This window comes from Bifidobacterium sp. KRGSERBCFTRI (assembly GCF_025908335.1).
This window is the reverse complement of the sequence record NZ_CP109653.1, coordinates 3,339,531-3,358,956: the sequence shown is the minus strand read 5'-3', so window position 1 is coordinate 3,358,956 and position 19,426 is coordinate 3,339,531. Positions and strand designations below refer to the sequence as shown.

At 59.0% G+C, this 19,426-nt stretch carries 17 protein-coding genes, 2 tRNA genes and 1 pseudogene; 8 read left to right on the top strand and 12 right to left on the bottom strand.

Features of this window, described 5'->3' with window-relative positions:
• Positions 1 to 213: 213 nt before the first annotated feature.
• The 5 genes from OGI63_RS14110 to OGI63_RS14090 form a co-directional block, all read right to left on the bottom strand.
• On the bottom strand, positions 214 to 927 hold the full coding sequence (locus OGI63_RS14110) for a hypothetical protein (protein ID WP_004219054.1): 714 nt from the start codon (positions 925 to 927) through the stop codon (positions 214 to 216).
• A 202-nt stretch (positions 928 to 1,129) separates the two neighbouring features.
• On the bottom strand, positions 1,130 to 1,729 hold the full coding sequence (locus OGI63_RS14105) for an NADPH-dependent FMN reductase (RefSeq protein WP_004219052.1): 600 nt from the start codon (positions 1,727 to 1,729) through the stop codon (positions 1,130 to 1,132).
• A 322-nt stretch (positions 1,730 to 2,051) separates the two neighbouring features.
• The gene (locus OGI63_RS14100; RefSeq protein WP_004219051.1) at positions 2,052 to 2,966 is read right to left on the bottom strand and encodes a hypothetical protein; all 915 of its coding nucleotides are present in this window, start codon (positions 2,964 to 2,966) and stop codon (positions 2,052 to 2,054) included.
• 48 nt (positions 2,967 to 3,014) lie between these two features.
• Entirely contained in the window at positions 3,015 to 3,770 is a 756-nt protein-coding gene (locus OGI63_RS14095; protein WP_004219048.1) for a class I SAM-dependent methyltransferase, read from the bottom strand.
• A 358-nt stretch (positions 3,771 to 4,128) separates the two neighbouring features.
• On the bottom strand, positions 4,129 to 6,630 hold the full coding sequence (locus tag OGI63_RS14090; protein WP_004219044.1) for an excinuclease ABC subunit UvrA: 2,502 nt from the start codon (positions 6,628 to 6,630) through the stop codon (positions 4,129 to 4,131).
• 384 nt (positions 6,631 to 7,014) lie between these two features.
• Here OGI63_RS14090 and OGI63_RS14085 point away from each other — a divergent pair, with 384 nt between their 5' ends.
• The 3 genes from OGI63_RS14085 to OGI63_RS14075 all read left to right on the top strand — a co-directional run bounded on the left by OGI63_RS14085 (position 7,015) and on the right by OGI63_RS14075 (position 9,411).
• Entirely contained in the window at positions 7,015 to 7,581 is a 567-nt protein-coding gene (locus OGI63_RS14085; RefSeq protein ID WP_171021308.1) for a DNA-binding protein, read from the top strand.
• Positions 7,506 to 8,348: an ATP-binding protein gene (locus tag OGI63_RS14080; protein ID WP_012619602.1), complete on the top strand. Its 843-nt coding sequence runs from the start codon at positions 7,506 to 7,508 to the stop codon at positions 8,346 to 8,348. The genes OGI63_RS14085 and OGI63_RS14080 overlap by 76 nt, the downstream gene beginning before the upstream one ends.
• A gap of 637 nt (positions 8,349 to 8,985) precedes the next feature.
• Positions 8,986 to 9,411: a hypothetical protein gene (locus OGI63_RS14075; RefSeq protein ID WP_004268887.1), complete on the top strand. Its 426-nt coding sequence runs from the start codon at positions 8,986 to 8,988 to the stop codon at positions 9,409 to 9,411.
• Between the two features lie 24 nt (positions 9,412 to 9,435).
• On the opposite strand, the gene OGI63_RS14070 is transcribed toward OGI63_RS14075, so the two are convergent.
• Positions 9,436 to 10,200 (bottom strand): M48 family metallopeptidase, encoded by a 765-nt coding sequence (locus tag OGI63_RS14070; RefSeq protein ID WP_004219040.1) that lies wholly within the window; start codon positions 10,198 to 10,200, stop codon positions 9,436 to 9,438.
• Positions 10,201 to 10,341: 141 nt separating this feature from the next.
• Between OGI63_RS14070 and OGI63_RS14065 the strand changes: the two genes are divergently transcribed.
• Together OGI63_RS14065 and OGI63_RS14060 are read left to right on the top strand one after the other, a co-directional pair.
• Positions 10,342 to 10,415 (top strand) — tRNA-Ile (locus OGI63_RS14065).
• A 31-nt stretch (positions 10,416 to 10,446) separates the two neighbouring features.
• A tRNA-Ala gene (locus OGI63_RS14060) sits at positions 10,447 to 10,519 on the top strand.
• A 199-nt stretch (positions 10,520 to 10,718) separates the two neighbouring features.
• On the opposite strand, the pseudogene OGI63_RS14055 reads toward OGI63_RS14060, so the two are convergent.
• The 4 genes and pseudogenes from OGI63_RS14055 to OGI63_RS14040 all read right to left on the bottom strand — a co-directional run.
• Positions 10,719 to 10,946 (bottom strand): annotated as a pseudogene (locus tag OGI63_RS14055) (hypothetical protein); the annotation flags it as partial.
• A gap of 303 nt (positions 10,947 to 11,249) precedes the next feature.
• Entirely contained in the window at positions 11,250 to 11,750 is a 501-nt protein-coding gene (gene mscL, locus OGI63_RS14050) for a large conductance mechanosensitive channel protein MscL (RefSeq protein WP_004219038.1), read from the bottom strand.
• Between the two features lie 247 nt (positions 11,751 to 11,997).
• Positions 11,998 to 13,185 (bottom strand): carbohydrate binding domain-containing protein, encoded by a 1,188-nt coding sequence (locus tag OGI63_RS14045; RefSeq protein ID WP_004219037.1) that lies wholly within the window; start codon positions 13,183 to 13,185, stop codon positions 11,998 to 12,000.
• Positions 13,178 to 13,333, bottom strand: a complete 156-nt coding sequence (locus tag OGI63_RS14040; protein WP_004219036.1) for a hypothetical protein — start codon at positions 13,331 to 13,333, stop codon at positions 13,178 to 13,180. Before OGI63_RS14040 ends, OGI63_RS14045 begins: the two co-directional genes overlap by 8 nt.
• A gap of 35 nt (positions 13,334 to 13,368) precedes the next feature.
• On the opposite strand from OGI63_RS14040, the gene OGI63_RS14035 reads away from it, so the two are divergent.
• The 3 genes from OGI63_RS14035 to trhA all read left to right on the top strand — a co-directional run bounded on the left by OGI63_RS14035 (position 13,369) and on the right by trhA (position 17,423).
• Positions 13,369 to 14,691, top strand: a complete 1,323-nt coding sequence (locus OGI63_RS14035; RefSeq protein WP_004219035.1) for an MFS transporter — start codon at positions 13,369 to 13,371, stop codon at positions 14,689 to 14,691.
• A gap of 112 nt (positions 14,692 to 14,803) precedes the next feature.
• A complete protein-coding gene (gene gdhA, locus OGI63_RS14030; protein ID WP_004219034.1) occupies positions 14,804 to 16,150 on the top strand; it encodes an NADP-specific glutamate dehydrogenase in 1,347 nt (448 codons plus the stop codon).
• A gap of 478 nt (positions 16,151 to 16,628) precedes the next feature.
• Entirely contained in the window at positions 16,629 to 17,423 is a 795-nt protein-coding gene (gene trhA / locus OGI63_RS14025) for a PAQR family membrane homeostasis protein TrhA (protein WP_004219032.1), read from the top strand.
• Between the two features lie 80 nt (positions 17,424 to 17,503).
• Here trhA and OGI63_RS14020 read toward each other — a convergent pair whose 3' ends face one another.
• Both OGI63_RS14020 and OGI63_RS14015 read right to left on the bottom strand, forming a co-directional pair.
• Positions 17,504 to 18,577 (bottom strand): VanZ family protein, encoded by a 1,074-nt coding sequence (locus tag OGI63_RS14020; RefSeq protein WP_004219031.1) that lies wholly within the window; start codon positions 18,575 to 18,577, stop codon positions 17,504 to 17,506.
• A gap of 203 nt (positions 18,578 to 18,780) precedes the next feature.
• A complete protein-coding gene (locus OGI63_RS14015) occupies positions 18,781 to 19,317 on the bottom strand; it encodes a DUF3566 domain-containing protein (RefSeq protein ID WP_004219028.1) in 537 nt (178 codons plus the stop codon).
• Positions 19,318 to 19,426: the final 109 nt, after the last annotated feature.

The window sequence follows — 19,426 nt, the reverse complement described above, 5'->3', positions numbered from 1 at the left end:
GGAAACATCCGCAATCTATGCCGCAAAATGCGCACATCGCGACCTGATTCATGGAAGCATCCGCGTAATCGACCACAGAACCGCGGCTGTATGCCCCAACCCGTAGCGCACCTCCTTATCTGCGTAAAAAGAGTCAAATAATCTTTCTCACCGACTCTTTTTACGCAAACAAACGCCATACACATCTCACGCCGGAGAATGAGCCAATCTCAGTCAGTCGACAACGACGCCGGGTTTGCCAATCTCGTCGAGCCGATAGGCAATCTCCGCTTTCGATCCCTCTTCCGCCACAATTTTCACCGTGCTGCTTTTCGCATTCACATTGCTCATACCCAATGCCGTTTCGGCTATCTTCGGCGCACATTCCAGATTCCGCTGCTCACTTTGCGTTCCGAGTGTCCACTCGATGCTCACACTGCCCTCACCCATGCACAACACGCTGAGCATGTACGATTTGCAATCACTGAACGTGAGCTCATCCTGATTCTGTAGACTGGGCATGCCCCTACCGCCATCGCGTTCCGTGTAGCTGGCCGTCGGATGCAGCTCCCCAAGCAAAGTCAGATTCCCTGTCGCCGTGGATTCGCCGATTGATTCCAATCTGAGCTCAAGTTCCTCAACATCGGAACTAGGAAGAATATGATGCTCTGATTCCATGTTGCCTATTTCCCCGCTTGCTCCGCCTGTCGCCGTCTGCGAGCTTTGCGGGGATTTCGAAAACCCTGCCTGCTCCTGCGACTGTCCGCAACCTGCGAATCCCCCAATCATCGCCATCGCCGCGATCACGCTGACGATTCCCCGCCATTGCCTCATTGCAATCACCTTCTCAAGCAAATAGAAATCTGCCAATTTGATTATATATATAAAAGTTTTGTCAATAAAACCGCACATCAATACGCATGCCGCGAGAAGGTAAGGCGCATGCACAGATCGTTCTTAGAAACCTATCGAAAGATTTCACCTGCGTAAAAAGAGTCAAAATCTAGGCGTCAATTGTCTCCTTTTACGCAAGAAGAATGGCGTGTTTCACGGAAGCTCCCGTAAGACATGCCATTCCCAGACCAATCCGCGGCACGGCTCACGGAAGCTTCCGCAAAACCGGCCGCAAAGCAAGCCGCGCCGACTGCCGCTACTCGGCCTCGGCAATCGCCTGCAACGTGGCGTCGGCCTGGTATTTTAGCGACGTGCGCATCGCCGCGTTCAGTTCGAGCTTATCGGTGCTGAACATCTCGCGGTTGAGTGTGACGCCCGTGAACGGCACCGGCACAATGCGCATTTTGAACAGGGTGAGCGAGGGCATCCACGCCGCGAACGCGTACCGCAGCGTGTTCAGACCGCCCACGCCGCTCATCGTCATCACTTTGCCGGTGAGCACTGACGGCGTGCCATCTTCGAGCGGTCGCGACAGCCAGTCGAACAGATTCTTCAGCGACCCCGGCACACTATGGTTGTACTCGGGCGTGAAAATCCAGATCGCATCCGCCTCGTTCACCGCAACGCGCGCCTCGGCGACCGACTTGGGCGTGGGGAATTCCTCGTCCTGATTGAACACCGGCACCTCGCTCCAATCAAGCACGCTCACCGACGCGCGGTCGCCGAGCTCCTGCTCCGCCATTGCCGCAAGCTGCTTGTTGAACGAGTTCTTGCGCAGCGATCCGACGATCATCAGCACTTTCATTTCGCGACCGTCGTTCACTTCGATACGTTCCTCATTGGTGAGCTGTGCCATGCCGACCTCCTGTACTCGATGTGCGATTGGTTCACACTGTTGTCACTATTAACAGTCAGTACAGGCGTGCCATTCCACTTCACGCCATTGGCTAACAGATTCCGCACGCCAAGGCAATCCTGCGCAGATTCCTAGGGTTCCTTCAGCATGCGTCATCCGTTCTCCAAGATGCGCGCGTCTATAGTGGAGTCACCAGCTCACGGAGCGCGGCGAAGGAAACCGAACCGCATTCGCGGACTGACACAACTGAATCCCTTCTTCTTCCTTCTCTTCTCTGTGGCCGGGGTCTGCAATGCAGATCCCGGCCCTTCCTTTGCATCTGCTACATCTGCGTGTACCCGCGCCAACGCGACAGCCAGAACGCACCAATTGCCTTGCTTTCCTCGTCAAGCTGCGCGCGGGCATCGCCGTCCAGATTGAACTGCCGTGCGGGAATCAGCGGGAATGACGCAGTGGGGTCGGTGTCTTCCGTATCGGAGTCGTTGACGACGACTCCCGAACGCAGCAGATCGTCGAAAGAGAGCACGGTGACGGTCAGCCAATCTGTGGCCAGATATTCACGCAGCCAGTTGTACACAAAGTCCAGCATCGCGGTGCTCGGTTTTGCGGGCACCGGCATCATCAGAGCGTCCGTCTCGCGCAGCTCGACCGATTCGTATCGCGACTGGTCGGCATAGTGCACGCCCACAAGGTAAGCGGCATCGGGCACTGCCATGAACCGCTTCCTCTGCGCGGCGGAATACTGCGCATACACCACGAACGGCACGACCACCATGGCCACCATGGCGAGGAATCCAGGCAGAATATAGCCGCGCATGCCGAGCTGGAGTGTGAGCACCAGCAATCCGAGGGCGAGCGCAATAATCAGCAACGCCATCAGTACGGGGTGGGATTCCCCGCGTATCTGGGAGATCATCGTGATGTGGCTGCGCACCACGCTCGCCTCCCGTTTGGAGGCGGCCTGCGGAATCTTCGCCTTGCGTGAGAAGTAGATGAGGAACGGCGAACCGATCACCGCGAACAGTGCCGCAATGAATGGGAATACGATGACCGGGTAGCACCATTCGCCGAAGTCCTGGAGTGCCGCGACCACAAAGAAGACGGCATCTGCGAGCAGAATACTCCAGCCGATGATCTGCCACAGCAAGTAGGGATGACGTTTCGCAAAGCTCGTGCCGTTTGCTGTTCCAAGATACTCATATTCCGCATATCCCGAAGATCCCGAATACTCCGCCATCGCCTGGCATTCCTCTCATACCATGATCTACCATGATCACGCGCACGCTCACCTCGCCGGCTTCACACTCCACGTGGCCACGAAGGTCGGCACATGGTGTTCGTGCAGATTCCCCTCCCCGTTCGTGTCCTCATACAGCGCGCGCAGTGTGAATCCCGCTTCGAGCTGGCCGCCGATCTGTTCGTCGAGCGTGTGCGAGAACTGCATGCCGGCGTCTTCGTCGAGCAGCAGCTGCCGCGCACGCTCGTCGTGGAGCGGATTAAACGGCAGCGCATATGTCAGCGTGGTCTCCTCGTTGTCGAAGATGTAGTTGATGCCGTTGTCGTAGCCGCCAATGAGCGAACCGCCCGGCTTGAGCACGCGGTAGCATTCGCGGAACACCGGCTTCACCTGCTCGATATAGCAATTCGACACCGGATTGATAATCAGGTCGAAGCTCTCATCTGCAAACGGCAACGGCTGCGTCATATCCGCCTGAATCACTTCGATGTCGTAGCCCTCGCGATCTGCGACTTCGTACTCACGCTCGCATTGGCGTGACGAATAGTCGAGCACCGTGCACTGCGCACCGAGCGCGGCCATGACCGGCATCTGCTGCGCGCCGCCGCTCGCCAATCCCAGCACGCGTTTGCCGCGCACATCGCCGACCCACTCATGCGGCACCGGTTTCGTGGGCGTGAGCAGAATGTTCCAGCTGCCGTGCTGCGCATCCACGAATGCGTCATGCGAGATCGGCACTCCCCACTGCCAACCCTCGTCAACCCAGCGGTCTATTGTCTGCGCATTCTCACTTTGGTAATCCATGTCCACACTGCCATTTCTTCGCCCGTCCCGCCGCGTGATTGCACGGCAGGTACGCCTCATCATATCGAATTCGCATGCATAGTGCCGCAGATTTTCCACAGACCACCTGTTCCTCGGTCGGATTCACGGTAACTTCCGTGTAAACGACCACCGCAGCCTCCCTCTACGGCATATCTCACGGAAGCTTCCGAGAAACCGACCACCGCAGGAGCTCTCTACAGCACGGCTTTCGGAAGCGTCCGCAAGAACGACCACAAACAACCTCCACTGCAGTCAAACGCACGGAGGCTTCCGCAAAATCTGCCATCACCGCACCCAGAAACGGCACGGCTTACGGACGCCTCCGTGAAAACGGCACTCACTCCACGCAGGGCTTGAGATAGCGGCCGGTCACGCTGAGCGGATTCTCAGCAATCTGCACAGGCGTACCGGTGGCGACGATCTCACCGCCGTTCTCGCCGCCGCCTGGGCCCATGTCGATGATCCAGTCGGCGTTCGCAATCATGTCGAGGTCGTGTTCGATCACGACCACGCTCGCACCGTGGTCGATGAGCTTCTGGAACACGCCGATCAACGTGCGCACGTCAAGCGGATGCAAGCCAATCGTCGGCTCGTCGAACACGAACAGCGTGCCATCCTGCGCGCGGCCCATCTCGCTGGCGAGTTTGAGCCGCTGCGCTTCGCCGCCCGAGAGCGCCGGCGTGCTCTCGCCCAACGTCAGGTACCCGATGCCGAGCTCGTGCAATGTCTCGAGTTCGGCATGCAGGCGCCGCTGCCCGGTACCGGTGAAGATGTCGAGCGCCTCGTCCACCGTCATCGCGAGCAGATCCGGCAGCGACACCGGCTTGTGCCCGTTCTTCGGCGTCCAGGTGATCTCGCCTGCGACATCGCCGTAGCGTGTGCCGTGGCAGTCCGGGCAGTCGATGTCCACGTCGGGCAGGAACTGCACGTCGAGTGTGATCTGCCCGGTGCCATCGCAGGTAGGGCAGCGCAGCGAGCCGGTGTTGTACGAGAACGCGCCCGCCTTGAGTCCACGCGCCTTCGCCGCATCGGTGCGCGCATAGAGCCGCCGCAAATCGTCGAGCACACCGCTGTAGGTGGCGACGGTGGAGCGCACGTTCGCACCGATCGGCGTCGCGTCGATCATCGTGACGCGGTCGATTCCCGGCGCATCGAGCGCGCGCACATGTTCAGGCAGGCGTTCGCCGGCAATCTTCGCAGTGAGCGCGGGCACAAGGCTTTCGAGCACGAGCGTGGTCTTGCCGGAACCGGAGACGCCGGTGACCACGGTGAGACGATGTTTTGGCACGCGCGCATCCAAGGCGTGCACGGTGTGCAGCGGCGCGGTCTTGATTTCCAGTGCGCCTTCGTCGAATACCTTGTTCGCGGGCGTTTGCGGGCGCACGATCTGCAAACGCTCGCTCGCAAGGAACGGAGCGATGAGCGAGTGCGGGTTGCCTTCGATGTCACTCACCGTACCCTGCGCGATCACAGTGCCGCCATGTGATCCCGCGCCCGGGCCCATTTCGATGATCCAGTCGGTGTCGCGCAGCACGCGGGTGTCATGGTCGACGACGACCACAGTGTTTCCCTGCGCTTTCAAATCGCGCATCACGCCGAGCAGACCGTCCACATTCGCCGGATGCAAGCCGATCGACGGCTCGTCGAGCACGTACATCGCGCCGGTGAGCTCACTGCGCACCGCTCGCGCGAGCTGGATGCGCTGGCGTTCGCCGGTCGACAGCGTGGAGCCCGCACGGTCGAGCGTGAGATAGCCGAGTCCGAGTTCGAGCAGACGCCGTGCGGTGCGCGTGAACTCGTCGACGATTGACTGCGCCATCTCATGCATATCATCTGGCATCGTGGCGGGTACGGTCCGCACCCACTGCGCGAGATTGTCGAGCTGCATCGCACACTGCTCGGGCAACGTCTTGCCATCCACCGGCAGTATGCGTGCGCGTTTGTTGAGTCGCGTGCCGTGGCAGTCCGGGCATGGCTCCTCGGTGATGAACGGTTCCACGCGTTTCAGCGCCTTGGCGTCCTTGGCTTTGTCGAGCGCGTTGAGCACGGTGCGTTCGGCGCTGAAATAGGTGAAGTCGAGCTCGCCGGCACGGTTCTCTTTCTTCGAATGGTAGATAATATGCCGTTTCTCGGCCGGTCCGTGGAGCACAATCTCCTTCTCATGCGCGGTCAGATCCTTGTACGGCACGTCAGTGCGCACGCCCATTTCGCGGCATACGTCGACCATGATTGACCACATGAGCGAACGCCAGGGCGCCACAGCGCCTTGTTCTATCGTCAGATTCGGGTCCGCAATCAACGTTGCCTGGTTCACCGTGCGCACGATGCCGGTTCCCGAGCACGTCGGGCACGCGCCGCCCGAGTTGAATGCGAGGTCCTCCGCACCGAGCGCCTGCACTTCCTCCCCGCACACCGGGCAGATGATCGGCCGTTCGAGCGCGACGTTCGGTGTCGGGTCGAGCATATGGCCGTTCGGGCAGGTATAATTGCCGAGCCGCGAGGTCATAAGCCGCAGACTGTTGAGCAGCTCGCTCATCGTGCCGAAGGTGCTGCGTATACCCGGCACGCTCGGCCGCTGATGCAACGCGAGCGCGGGCGGCACATGCTCGATCGCGTCGAGTTTCGCCTCGCCGCTTTGCGAGATGCGGCGGCGCGTGTATGTGGAGAGCCCTTCCAGGTAGCGGCGCGAGCCTTCTGCGTAAAGCACGCCGAGCGCGAGCGATGATTTGCCCGAACCGGAGACTCCCGCCACCGCCACCATCTTGCCAATTGGCACCCGCACATCCACGCGCTTGAGATTATGCACACGAGCGCCGGTGATATCGATGGTCTGTGCCATGCCGCCACTTCCTTACGCATTCGCCGTCTTCATATTCGCTACTGCCGAGCGTAAAGCCCGCGCGTGCACTCCGCCGTGGGCGCACTGAGCGCGCCATCTCCACTCCGCGACGAGTAATCGGGCACGGTGCATTGCCCGCCATGCAGCCACAGGATGACGGGGTTACGCCGGTCTTCGCCTCGAATCTGCACATACTGCTCGATGCCGCCCAAGGTGACGTGCGTGTGTTCCTGCACCCCATGCGCAGTTGTGATGCGTATGGAAGCAACCCTGCGAATGCTGCCACATGGTGCCTTGGTTGGCGATATGCGGTTATAGACGTTCACGCGCCCCGCGAGCGCTTGTGGTGTGCAGCGCGTGCCCACTATCCCAATCCATCATTCCGTGCTGAAATCAGACTTCACAACCCATCATTCCGTGTCAAAATCAGCTTTTGGAACCCGCCATTCCGTTTCACACATCGTCCGGGAAGGCCTGTGCGGCCTTGGAAAGAAACGATGTCGGGATTGCGGATATGCATGCGTGGGCATCGGCGTTGCACACCGCGGCGAGAAGGCGCTACGCGGTACACACAGCGAAACGCAACAGCTCGAACGCTTGAACATTCTTGACAAAAACGGTCATGTGCGTCTCGCTGGACTACTCATCGCAGGCGTATATCCACAGCAGTTCTTCCCTCGGTTGTATGTGGATGTCGCTGTTCATCCGGGCATCAGCAAATCTCAAGATGACGAAGTCCGCTTCCTCGATCGCGTGCAGTGCCATGGTCGACTGCAGGAAATGGTCGATGACGCGGTCAAAGCCGTCCTGCGCAATCTGCGTACCTATTCCCTCACGAGGGGAACGGAAGGCGCGATGTACCGGAGATTCCAACTGTGGTACTACGCGAGGCAATCGCCAATGCCGTGGTACACAGGGAATACGACACATTGTTTCGCAACGACCCGGTGAATATTGACGTGTACTCCGATCGTGTGGAGATTTCGAGCCCCGGCAATCTGTGGGGCGGCAAGACACTGCAGAATCTGACCAATGGTGTATCCCGGTGCCGCAATACCACGTTGATGCAACTGCTACAGAAGACGCCGTTGATTCGCGGCGATCACGATGGATCCGCCGTGGAAGGCCAAGGTTCGGGCATCCAGTTCATGATCAACCGAATGAAGGAACTATCACTCGCACAGCCGGATTTCCATCCGACCTTCGATCGCTTCCGTGTGATTCTGTATCGTGGTGGCGCCGAGATTGCTGCAAACCAGCAGTGGGTGCGAAGCCATGTGGGGCACGACCTGCCGGGACGCGAAAGTTCAGTGCTGTACACGGTGCGCGCGCTTGGCCGCGCAAGTGTCTACGACATCCGAGACCGGCTCGGATATGATTCAGACGACATCCGTGCGATATTGGCCACGCTGGTGGAATCCGGGCTCATCAGACAGGTGGCTACCGACATATATGAACCTCCGGAGACACCGGCCATCACCAATGCCAGCGATGCCCCAGCGCCTCCAGCAGCAGCGCCATCGAGCCGACAAGCCATCATCGACACGATCCCCACGTTCGGCACAATCAGCGCACGCGACATCGCGGAGGCGACAGGCAAAAGCCTGCAGACAGTGCACCGCATTCTGCGCGAGCTCGTGGATGAAGGTGTCATCACCGCAATCGGCAAAAAGCAGAGCCGTCTGCGCACCTACACACGCAAACAGACCATCGACTGACTGCATCTCGCGCACGAGGGTAGATCAGCCGTGAAACCGCGACACTTCGAAGATGGTGCATCGGCTGAGTTCGCGACGCATCGCCACCCAATTCGGCAAAGCGTCAGTCATGCGCGCCTATTTCTCGACGGTCTCATGGTAGAAGAAAATGACCAGCACCGGCGCAGCATCGAAAGGACGTCACATAACAGTATCGGCAGTGTTCTGCTCGACCAGCCGTTCCGCGGGATCGGCATGGTATGCGTACCCCTGTGCGCATACGGTAGGGTGCTACGGTGTCTTCAAAATATAGTGGCGTATCGGATCGCATAATGAAGGGGCGTCACGACACGCCGAGATGTTCACATAAATGTTCGTTTAACTTAAAAACAGAACATCGTAAGTGTTCGTTTTGAGTATCGACAGAACACGACAATTCACAAATCAACAGAACAGACCAATTCGGCAGAGATAATATGCAATTATGACAAAACCCTCTGTTATCAACGATTATTACAGTATTGGCATGCTATACTAGCACATGGATACCAATTGTGAGCAATAACACAATTGATGTTCATACTGAAAAACATATCATTAACAGACACATAATCAAACATATGAAATGTTTGATTTGCAGATTATGCAAGGAACCCCCATGGCAGAAGCAACGAAGCACACCATCACCGTCGACCTCGACATGTTCGACAAGACACCGGAAGAGAAGACCGCACACGCGAACGAGATCGCACGGGAGTTCGGAGTCGGCGAAGACGCGTTGGCCGCCGTGGAAGACTTCAAGAAGGAACTCACCAAGCACAACGCGTGGGATCTGCCGTTCATGGGGTACGTGAACGAGGATGGCTACGGGTACGCATACGTGCCCAACGCGGCGATTACGACCACCCCGTACTGGGATGCACATGCGGCGTTTCTCGCATTGCCGAAGGACGCGCAGACCGCGTTCGCGATCCGTATGCTGTTCACACACCGCCCCGTCGACCGCTATGGCGCAGACATGTTCCTGCACTACCAGCGCGGCATCAGCACGAACTTCATCGGCACGGGAGCGAATAAGTACTGACCGACGCTCGGCCATGCGGACGCATCAGCCGCGCGACTGCGGCACATCGAAGATCGTGCAGCGGTTGAGTTCGCGCCGCAGTTCCTTCCAGTTTGGCAACACGAGGCTCATGCGCTCCTGAAACGTCCGCCCGTGCCCGCTCTCCCACAGATGAGTGAGTTCATGCACGAGTACATACTCAAGAAACTGCGGATCCATGAGTCCGAGTTGTAGATTGAGCCTGATCCGCCCCGTTTTCGGCGTGCACGAACCCCATCGCGATGTCATGGTGCGCAGAGTGATTTTTGTCGGAGATTTGCCGACGATCGGCGTCCACTTGCTCAGCAAATCGGGCAGTTGCTGTTCGATCGAACGGCGGGCACGCTCCACATACTCCTCGTTCCACGTGAAACTACTGGTCTCATGCGGTGTTTCCATCCGGGGCGAACCTGGGTCGCGCGCATCACGCAACACCGTCGTGCGACTGCCGCCGACGTCGGGGTCGAGGTCGGGCGATGCGAACGTCCGTGAACGAGCCTGTGCCATTTTATGCAGCGCTTCGTCGACCCAGGAACGGCGTTCGCGCACGAACTCCACGATTGTGTGCTGCGGCATGCGTACGGGGGCCGTGACCTCGATCGCCCCATATGGCGGTTTCACGCGCAAGTACATGTTGCGGTTCTTCTTGCGCAGCACATTGACCTGCAGTCCGTCGACATTGAGCACTTCGCGGGCGCGCGTGGAACGGTCGAACTGAGCACGCCGTGAAATGGAACGAGCGCGAGGGACGGAATTGAATGGCATGACCATATTCTGTGCAACTATTCAGACAAATGTTCGAATGAATCACCCACCTGGGAATTGTGCGACACGCCGAACGAGCGTCGATTTGCATTAATCGAGAAGCACAGGTATTCTTTCTATCTGTTGCGTTGAACAACGTGATGGATTGGGCCCGTAGCTCAGGTGGTTAGAGCGCATCCCTGATAAGGATGAGGTCGGAGGTTCAAGTCCTCCCGGGCCCACGTGGGGAGCATTCTCACGTGTTCCCCCGTTGGGGCTATAGCGCAGCTGGTAGCGCATCTGCTTTGCAAGCAGAGGGTCCCCGGTTCGAACCCGGGTAGCTCCACTCGCATGGTCGTTGAAAACATTAGGTTTTCAACGGTTTTTCTTTTTGCATTCTATCTTCCACACACATCAGAGCAAACAACAAAACAACGCAGCTGGTTTCGGTATCTGCCAGACATGCAAATCTGCACACCGGCAAAGAACGATATTTTGCAGACTATGGTCGGTTACTGCACATACATACAACAGAACGACCATAATCACGGCAAGTATGGTCGATTACCATACATCTGCGTCAGCAAACGACCATAGTTCTCCGCAGTATGGTCGATTACCGCATCCCCGCATAACAAACCGACCATAATCAAGAAAAAGACGGTCTTGTAACGCACGCGCACATCGCGGAACAGACGGGGCGTGGTGCGGCGTTCGATGTCGCATTCGAACAGCGGGGAGCTCGCGCCGGATGGAATGCGCAGGTTGTCTTCGCCACGGCAGATTTTACGGAAGCTTCCGCATAACAGTCCGCAGATCATCGCCACTGTGGCCCGTTTCACGGAAGATTCCGAAAAACAAGCCGCAAACCACTATCATCACGGTCTATCTCACGGGACCATCCGCAAAACAGACTGCAAACCGCCCCCACCACGGCCCATCCCACGGAAGCATCCGAGCAAATGACCACAGACGCTGCAACACAAAAGGCGCCCGGTACAACCGAGCGCCTTTCAGCGATGTCAGAATGGATATCGGAATGTCAGATCACTGCGATGCCCATGCCCATACGCGCATCACTTGGATTCCGGTGCGGCAGTGGTATCCGTGGCAACCGGTGCAGCATGAGCACCGGCGGGCTGCTGGGCGGCGAGCGCATTGCGGATGTCCTGCAGCAGGATCACGGTCTGTTCCTCCGGCGAGAGATCCGGTTCCTCGGCGGCCACGTCGGAATCGTCGCCCTTGACCTTGGCCATGGCCTTCTCCGTCATGTCACGCAGATTGTTGATCGGCACGACGATGCAGAAGTACACAGCGAGTGCGATGAGCAGGAAGTTGAGGAGCGCGTTGAGCACGGAGCCGAACGAGATCACCGAGTTCTCCCCCGCCCAGTTGGTGATGGTCCAATTCCAGGTCTTGCTCAAATCCGGCTTGCCGAAGATGGCTGCAACGAGTGGGTTGATGATGCCATCCACCACAGAGTTCACCACTGCAGTGACCGCTGCGCCCATGACGACGCCGACTGCCATGTCGACCATATTGCCGCGTGCAATGAATTTCTTGAACCCGTCGATCATATCTCTCTCCTTGTTCAGACGGTACCACTGGCTCCGAGGCCTAGCAGCTCACGGGACCCAACGGGAATATGTTCAGTTGCCATAATATGTGGACACGGGAAAAAGCTTGGCGAATTTCACTCTCGCGATATTCACGCCGCACTTTTTCCTACAGGTGACCAGATACGACAGGTCGGCGCACGCGCATATGCATGCACGCCGACCTGATATGGCTATATGCCGTTATTCAGTTAGATGTCATTGGAGACTACTGCTGATGGCGCTGCCGAGCCCAGACGAGCGTCGCGGCACCCGCAAGCACAAGGGCCACGGCGATGGCTGCGACCACGGCAATCGAGGAGCCGGTGTTCACCACCGACTTGTTTTCGTCTGCCTTGGCGTTCGACTGCTGGGCATTGTCACCAGACTGAGCATTGTCACCAGACTGAGCATTGTCACCTGCCGCCGGCTTGTTCGCATCCGCAGGCTTGTCAGTTCCAGCAGGCTTGTCGGTGTCGGTGGGCTGGTCCGGATCAGACGGATCAGACGGATCCTCAGTGTCCTGCTGAGTGAAGTCGATCGGGCAGGTGGCCGGATCGCCAGCTGCCATATCGGCCGAATAGTCGGGGGTCTCCTCCGGCTCGGTCGGTTCGGTAGGCTCAGACGGTTCCTCAGGCTTGGTCTCCGGCTTCGAGTCGGAGGCGTCGCCGGAAGGAACGACCTTCAGGTCATCGACGGCGAAGTTCACAGCCGGGGAATCTTTGTTCCAAGTGTTGCCTGCAATCACAACCTCCTTGAAGAGTGCAAGGTCATCGGCGGTCATCGTCTTGCCTTTGTTCTCATCCTCCGGCCAGCTCTGCGTCAGCGACGGATTGTTCACAAGATCGATCTCGACCGTCTTCCAATCGGCGCCATCCTCCGAAGCCAGCTTCTGGTCGACATGGAAGTACTTGCCGTCGGCGGTGCCGATCTGCAGGTCCATCGCATTGTTCGAACCATCGTGCTTCAGACGGAACGTCAGCTTACCCAAACCGGTCCAGTTGTTGCGGGCCGTGTCGTTCTGGATGAACGTCGCGACATCGAGCCAGCCACCGTGCGGGTTCGAGTACTGCAGGTACTTGTTGTCGTCATCCTCGGTTGTCAGCGAGAGCACATCCGTGTGTTCACGGTTGCCCCAAGCCTCCTTCATCGCAGCCTCATCGGCATACGATTCGAAGTCGTCGATCGTGATCAGCTTGGCGTTGGACGGCTCGGAAGACTTCTCCTCCGGCACATACGGATCGCGTTCGCCGACGAGCTTGATCGAATCGAACACGAGGTCGCCGGTACGCGGACGGCCGGCGTTGTTCTGCAGCTCGTTGTCGTTGTCGTTCACATAGATGGCGAAGGAGCCGACTTTCGAGAGCAGCTTCTGATTAGGCAGCTTACCGGCACTGTCCTTGTCCCAGCTAGCCACGTTCCACACGCCCGGCTTGTCTCACCTGCGCATCCTTGCCCTTGAGCGACGGATAGGCCTCGAAGGTGACTCCGTTGGCGTTCATCTGGATCACAAGCTTGTGATCGGAGCCGTTCGCCTTGCGCGCGCCGCACACCGCGGCACCCACGCCACAACTAGACTGAAACCGAAACAGAGGTGATCATGACAGCCGGCAACAACACACACCGCAAGACAAGCAGCGCCACCGACAGTGCCACCGACAGCACGCAGCGGCAATCCAATCCCAGCGGCTACACCACGAGCGCCGGCGAGCGCGCGGCCGGCAAAGCCAGGGAGCGGCTCATCACCCGCGATGTGGCACTCATCATGGCGGCCACGTTCTTCTATATGACAAGCAGCATGATGGGCACGCCAATCATCGCCGGCTTCTCGCAATCGCTCGGTGCAAGCGGCGCACTCATGGGCTTCCTCGCCGGCGCACTCTCGCTCAGCGCGCTCATCTGCCGACCGATTGCCGGCAATCTTTCCGACCGCACGAGCAAACGCAAGCTCGCGGTGATCGGCGCGCTCATATTCCTGGCGTCGAATCTGGGGTATTACTTCGTGCCGAACACCGCATGGCTGCTGGCCGCGCGCATACTCAACGGCGTCGGATTCGCCTGCATCTCGGTATGCCTGTCCACATGGCTCTCCATGCTGCTGCCCATCTCGCGCATGGGCGCGGGGATGGGGCTCTACGGCACGATGAACGCCCTCGCGCAGGCGGTCGGCCCCGATCTGGGCATCCGCGCGTCGAAAGCAATCGGCTACCGCAACACCTTTCTGATCGCCGTGGGTCTCACCTGCTGCATAGTCATCTGCGTACTGCTCATCAAAGACGGCGGCAAGCCACCGCGTGCGAGACTCGGCCGGCAGCAAGGCGGCGAGCGTCACCATATTCGCCTCGACTCGCTGTTCGAGCCGCGCGTGATTCCCATCGCACTGATCTTCATGCTGTTCGCGATACCGTATTTCGCGAACCAGTCGTTCATCGTGGATTACGCCAACGCACGGCACGCCCATGTGATCGTCTCGCTGTTCTTCCCGTGCTATGCCATCACGTTGCTCATCTCGCGCATCGTGTTGCGCAACTGGTTTGACACGAAGAGTTTCCTGTTCTTCATGGTCACCGGAACAATCTGCCAGATTGTCATGCTCGCCTCGCTCACCGTGATGCGCAACAACTGGTTCGTCATGCTCGCCGGACTCGCCACGGTGGGCGCATACGGCATGATGAGCTCGGTCACGCAGGCGCGCGCCGTGCTCATCGCCGGCAAGGCACGCAGCGGCATGGCGAACACGACATACTATGCGGGCATCGATCTGGGCATGTTCCTCGGCCCGCTCATCGGCGGCTTCCTGTACGGCGGATTGCCAATCATCTGGTTCTACCCCGCGTTGTTGCTCACGATGCCAGTCGCATGGATTGTGTACGCCTTCGCACACCGCACCATTCAAAGCAGCGAGCGCGCGCCGCGTATCTGAGACCGGCACAGCGCGCGCCTGCCGATATCCAATAATTGAAAAACACTCTTCACATATATGGACGCGCTCCTTACAATGAGGGAGGTTTATTCGCCAACACGAAAGAGGAATAATGCTCACAGATGAGTATGTGAAGCGCGTGTATGCGCAGGTCGAAGCGCGTGATCCGGACCAGTCCGAGTTTCTGCAGGCCGTGCAGGAGGTCTTCGAAAGCATTGAGCCGGTGTTCGCCAAGCACCCGGAGTACGAGGCGGCCGGCGTGCTGCAGCGTTTCGTGGAGCCCGAGCGCCTCGTGAAGTTCCGCGTGGCCTGGGCGGACGACAACGGTGACGTGCAGGTCAACCGCGGCTACCGTGTGCAGTTCAATTCGGCGATCGGCCCGTACAAGGGCGGTCTGCGCTTCCACCCCACCGTCACCGAGAGCGTCATCAAGTTCCTCGGTTTCGAGCAGATTCTCAAGAACTCCCTCACCGGCCTGCCCATGGGCGGCGGCAAGGGTGGCTCGGACTTCGATCCGAAGGGCCGCTCCGACGCCGAGGTCATGCGCTTCTGCCAGGCATTCATGACCGAATTGCAGCGCCACATCGGCCAGTTTACCGATGTTCCGGCGGGCGACATTAACGTCGGCGCACGCGAGGTGGGCTATCTGTTCGGCCAGTATAAGCGCCTGCGCAACGAGTTCGCCGGCGTGCTCACCGGCAAGGGACTCGAATTCGGCGGCTCGCTCGCTCGCACCGAGGCCACCGGTTACGGCCTGTGCTACTACACGCAGGAGGCGCTGCGCGTGCTGCGCGACGACTCGTTCGAAGGCAAGACCGTGGTGGTCTCCGGCTCGGGCAATGTGGCGATCTTCGCCATTGAGAAGGCCACGCAGCTCGGCGCCAAGGTGGTCACCTGCTCCGATTCGAACGGCTATGTCTATGACCCGAACGGCATCGATCTCGATGTGGTCAAAGACATCAAGCTGAACAAGCGCGGCCGTATTCGCGAATATGCCGACCGTGTCGACGGCGCGGAATACCACGAAGGTTGCCGCGAGGTGTGGACCGTGCCGTGCGACATCGCGCTGCCGTGTGCAACGCAGAACGAGATCGACGGCGAATCTGCCCAGAAGCTCGTCGACAACGGCTGCACGGTGGTCTGCGAGGGCGCCAACATGCCGTCCACGCCACAGGCCATTGAGGTCTACCAGAAGAACCATGTGCTCTATGGCCCGGCCAAGGCAGCGAATGCAGGCGGTGTGGCGGTCTCCGGTCTCGAGATGAGCCAGAACTCCTACCGTCTCTCCTGGAGCTTCGAGAAGGTGGACGAGGAACTCAAGGGCATCATGAAGAACATCGTCGCCGAATCGCTCGATGCCGCCAAGGAATACGGACACGACGGCGACCTCATGTTCGGCGCCAACGTCGCGGGCTTCACCAAAGTGGCGAACGCGATGGTCGCGCAGGGCATCTTCTAAGCGCCCAGGGGCGCCCTCGGCGTCTTCGCTGCGTAAAAAGGGACAGATTAGCTCACTAATCTGTCCCTTTTTACGCAGCGAAGGAGGAGAAGGAGGAGTGCAATCTCATAATCGGGGTGCAGTTCAGAGTGCAACCAACGCAAACCCGAGCCTGCGTAAAAAGAGACAGATACACCGCATAACCTGTCCCAAATTACGCAGAAAGGGAGCCGTACGCAGAAGGAGAGCTGTACACAGGAAATAAGCAGCACAGCCCCACGCCACCTTCCGCGATGGCTGCCCTCACCTGCGTAAAAAGAGACAAATCGGGTATGGAATCTGTCCCCTTTTACGCAAGAATGCTGCATGCAATTTCCTGTAGGAATAACTCAGGCGGCCGTTTTATACAAAACTTCCTATGCTGGGCAATATGGCAAACAGGAGAGCGAATCCCAGTCAGCGCAAGCCCCCGCGCAGTTCGTACCTCGAAGATTCCCGTATGAAGCGCAACAACCGGCATATTGGCCAGGTCACGCGTTCTCAGAAACCACGCAAAGTGGTGACGGCGAAGAAACTCCGCGCGCAGAGCAAGCGCAACGAGCAGTACCGCACCAAGATGCAGCTCAGGCAGATCCTTCTGGAAAAACCGAAGCTGCGCGGATGGCTGCATCTCATCGCCTTCCCGTTCTCCGTGGCCACCTCGGTGATCCTCATCTGCCTGGCGCCGAGCGGCTGGATGAAGGTGGCGATCAGCGTGTACAGCGCGACGATCATCCTGCTGTTCGGCAACAGCGCGGCGCTCCACCTCGGCCACGGGTATTTTCCGAAGGCCGTCGACGACGTACTATGCCGCATCGACTATTCGAACATCTTCCTGGTGATCGCCGGCACTTGCACGCCGTTCTTCTTCGCACTGAACAACACGGTGATCTGCTGGGTGTATGTGGGCGTGGTCTGGGTCACCGCATTGCTTGGCACGTTCGTGCATCTGATCTACCCGGTGGGCCTCGACTGGCTGTTCACCATCGTCTACATTGTGCTCGGACTCGCCCCGATCACAATCATCTGGCTGTTCTGGAAATCCCCGTACATCGGGCCTGTGCCCACCATTCTCGTGATCGCCGGCGGAGCCTGCTATATTGCCGGCGCTGTATGCTTCGCGTTGCGCAAGCCGAATCCGTTCCCGAAGTGGTTCGGGTTCCACGAGCTCTTCCATTTGGGTACCATTGGCGGCTATGTGTGCCATGTGATCGCACTGTTCATGGTGGTGCTGCGCATGCGCGCGCTCATGTAACCGTTCGTATGCAGCAATTCGGCTGCCGGGATTCGTGTGTTCCGGTGGCCGTCTCGCTGTATGCCATGTCTGCGGATTATTCATCGCTGCAGATTCGGTTCCGGCAGCGTGGAAACCTGCGGCTGTGGCGAAGTGGGCGGCGTCTGCGGATCGGTCCCCGGCACGAGATCCCACGGCATGCACTTCTTGACAAGCCAGAAGATGAGCAGCGCAAGCAACGTCCATCCCCAGATCGGGTGGTTCGTGGCGAGACCGCCGAATATGACGCCGAAGAACAGCGTGCGGATTGCGTAGAACGCAATGCGCTGGCCCCGTGAGCGATCACGCGTCTCGATGGTCATGTGGGTGTAGCGGCAACCGAGCGTCTGGCCATGGTGACGCCAGGGAATCCACACCTCGAACAGCAGGAACGAGAGGGCCGCGGTGATCCACGTCATGTAGTCGAGCACGCGCGGTTCCACGGTGAGCGACAGCCAGACGTAATGGCCGTCTCCGGTCGATTTGAACACCAGGTAGAACAGGAAGATGTACAGGATGCTCAGTGGCACGTACACCAGCGCGATGAGCAGGAAGTCGATGCACATGGAGACCATGCGGTGCACGAATCCCGGTCGCGTGTTCGTGCCGGTGAGCTGCTTCGCTTTCTTCGGCACGAGTTTCGTGTAGAGCAGGGCGCACGCATACCCGAGCATCGCACCGAGCGTGTTCGTGAGCATGTCGTCGACGTCGAACTGGCGGTACGCGCACGGGTAGATGCCCCAGATTCCAGTGAGCTGCGAGGTCTCAATGAATATGGAGCAGCCGAGTGCGAAGGCGGAGGTGACCCAGAATCTCCAGCCGGCCCAACGGCACAGCATGAAGCCGAGTGGCATGAACAGCACGACGTTCATCACGAGTTGCAGCACGCCGTACAGGCCGGTCTGCGCATCCTGAATGAACCGCAGAATGTCGAGCTGCGGGGCGAGGTTGTGCGTGGCGCAGAAGAGCGTGGGGTCGTCGGGCATCGGGTACATGGTGAAGGCCACGAGGCCGAGTGCATACAGCACCGCCACGTATGCGGAGAACGCGCTGGTGAAGCTCAGCCGGTGGTTGCGGTGGTAGACGAACGCCACAATCGGCAGTGTGAGCAGCAACGACACGAATGGCCACAGCATGAGTGCCAGCGTGAACGATTGGCTGAACGACCCTAGATACCTAAACACAGTGTTGAGTGTAGCCCAGCCGCATGCCCGTCGTACTCATTCACAGGAATGATTTGCGTGCGGCAGGCAGCGCGATGTGGGTCATCACAGGCGCAGCGAAGGCGCGACCAATGAAAAAGCCCCTCCGAGGAGGGGCCGAAGCGGAACGAAGGGGATCAGTCGTCGCCGAGCGTGACGTGCACACCGCCGACGAGCGCGCTGACCACGTTGTAGAGCAACGCGAAGATCGTGCACAGGATGGTGATGATCACCATCTCGACGATGGAGAAGATCGTCACCGCACTGAGCACGGTCGGCAACGAAAGGATGTTCGACAGATTGATGCTGCCCGAGTCGAGACCGGCGGACGAGAAGATCTGCGTCACCTGGTCGAATACACCGACCGCCTTGAGCAGCAGCCACAGGAACAGCACGGCGATGATCTGGATGATGGCACCGGCGAGTGAGAGCATGAAGCTCACCTTGGCCACCGACCATGCGCTCACACGGGTGAGCGAGAGGTTCATGCGGCGGGCGTGTGGCTTCTTGCGATTGCGGATCGGGCGTACCGGTCGGTTCTCCTCAGGGCGATCCCTGTCGGCGATCAGTGGCGTGTTCGAGGCCGAGCGTGCCACTCGCGGAGCGTTGTCAGCGGCAGACGATGCGGCCGCACGAGGCTGTTGGCCGGGTTCAAGCGGATTGGTGTTGCTCATAATCGCTCCTTGAAAAGAATATACGGTTCGAGAGTATCAATGTTTCAAGACCTTGCACCGGAAGCCACGCATATGGGCGGGATCTGCCGAATACCGCGGTATGTCCGGC

Coding starts and splice junctions, on each gene's coding strand:
- gdhA (WP_004219034.1), top strand. CDS start 14,804: ATGCTCACAGATGAGTATGTGAAGCGCGTGTATGCGCAGGTCGAAGCG.
- OGI63_RS14035 (WP_004219035.1), top strand. CDS start 13,369: ATGACAGCCGGCAACAACACACACCGCAAGACAAGCAGCGCCACCGAC.
- OGI63_RS14100 (WP_004219051.1), bottom strand. CDS start 2,966: ATGGCGGAGTATTCGGGATCTTCGGGATATGCGGAATATGAGTATCTT.
- trhA (WP_004219032.1), top strand. CDS start 16,629: ATGAAGCGCAACAACCGGCATATTGGCCAGGTCACGCGTTCTCAGAAA.
- mscL (WP_004219038.1), bottom strand. CDS start 11,750: ATGATCGACGGGTTCAAGAAATTCATTGCACGCGGCAATATGGTCGAC.
- OGI63_RS14105 (WP_004219052.1), bottom strand. CDS start 1,729: ATGGCACAGCTCACCAATGAGGAACGTATCGAAGTGAACGACGGTCGC.
- OGI63_RS14095 (WP_004219048.1), bottom strand. CDS start 3,770: ATGGATTACCAAAGTGAGAATGCGCAGACAATAGACCGCTGGGTTGAC.
- OGI63_RS14090 (WP_004219044.1), bottom strand. CDS start 6,630: ATGGCACAGACCATCGATATCACCGGCGCTCGTGTGCATAATCTCAAG.
- OGI63_RS14075 (WP_004268887.1), top strand. CDS start 8,986: ATGGCAGAAGCAACGAAGCACACCATCACCGTCGACCTCGACATGTTC.
- OGI63_RS14020 (WP_004219031.1), bottom strand. CDS start 18,577: ATGCTGTGGCCATTCGTGTCGTTGCTGCTCACACTGCCGATTGTGGCG.
- OGI63_RS14015 (WP_004219028.1), bottom strand. CDS start 19,317: ATGAGCAACACCAATCCGCTTGAACCCGGCCAACAGCCTCGTGCGGCC.
- OGI63_RS14070 (WP_004219040.1), bottom strand. CDS start 10,200: ATGGTCATGCCATTCAATTCCGTCCCTCGCGCTCGTTCCATTTCACGG.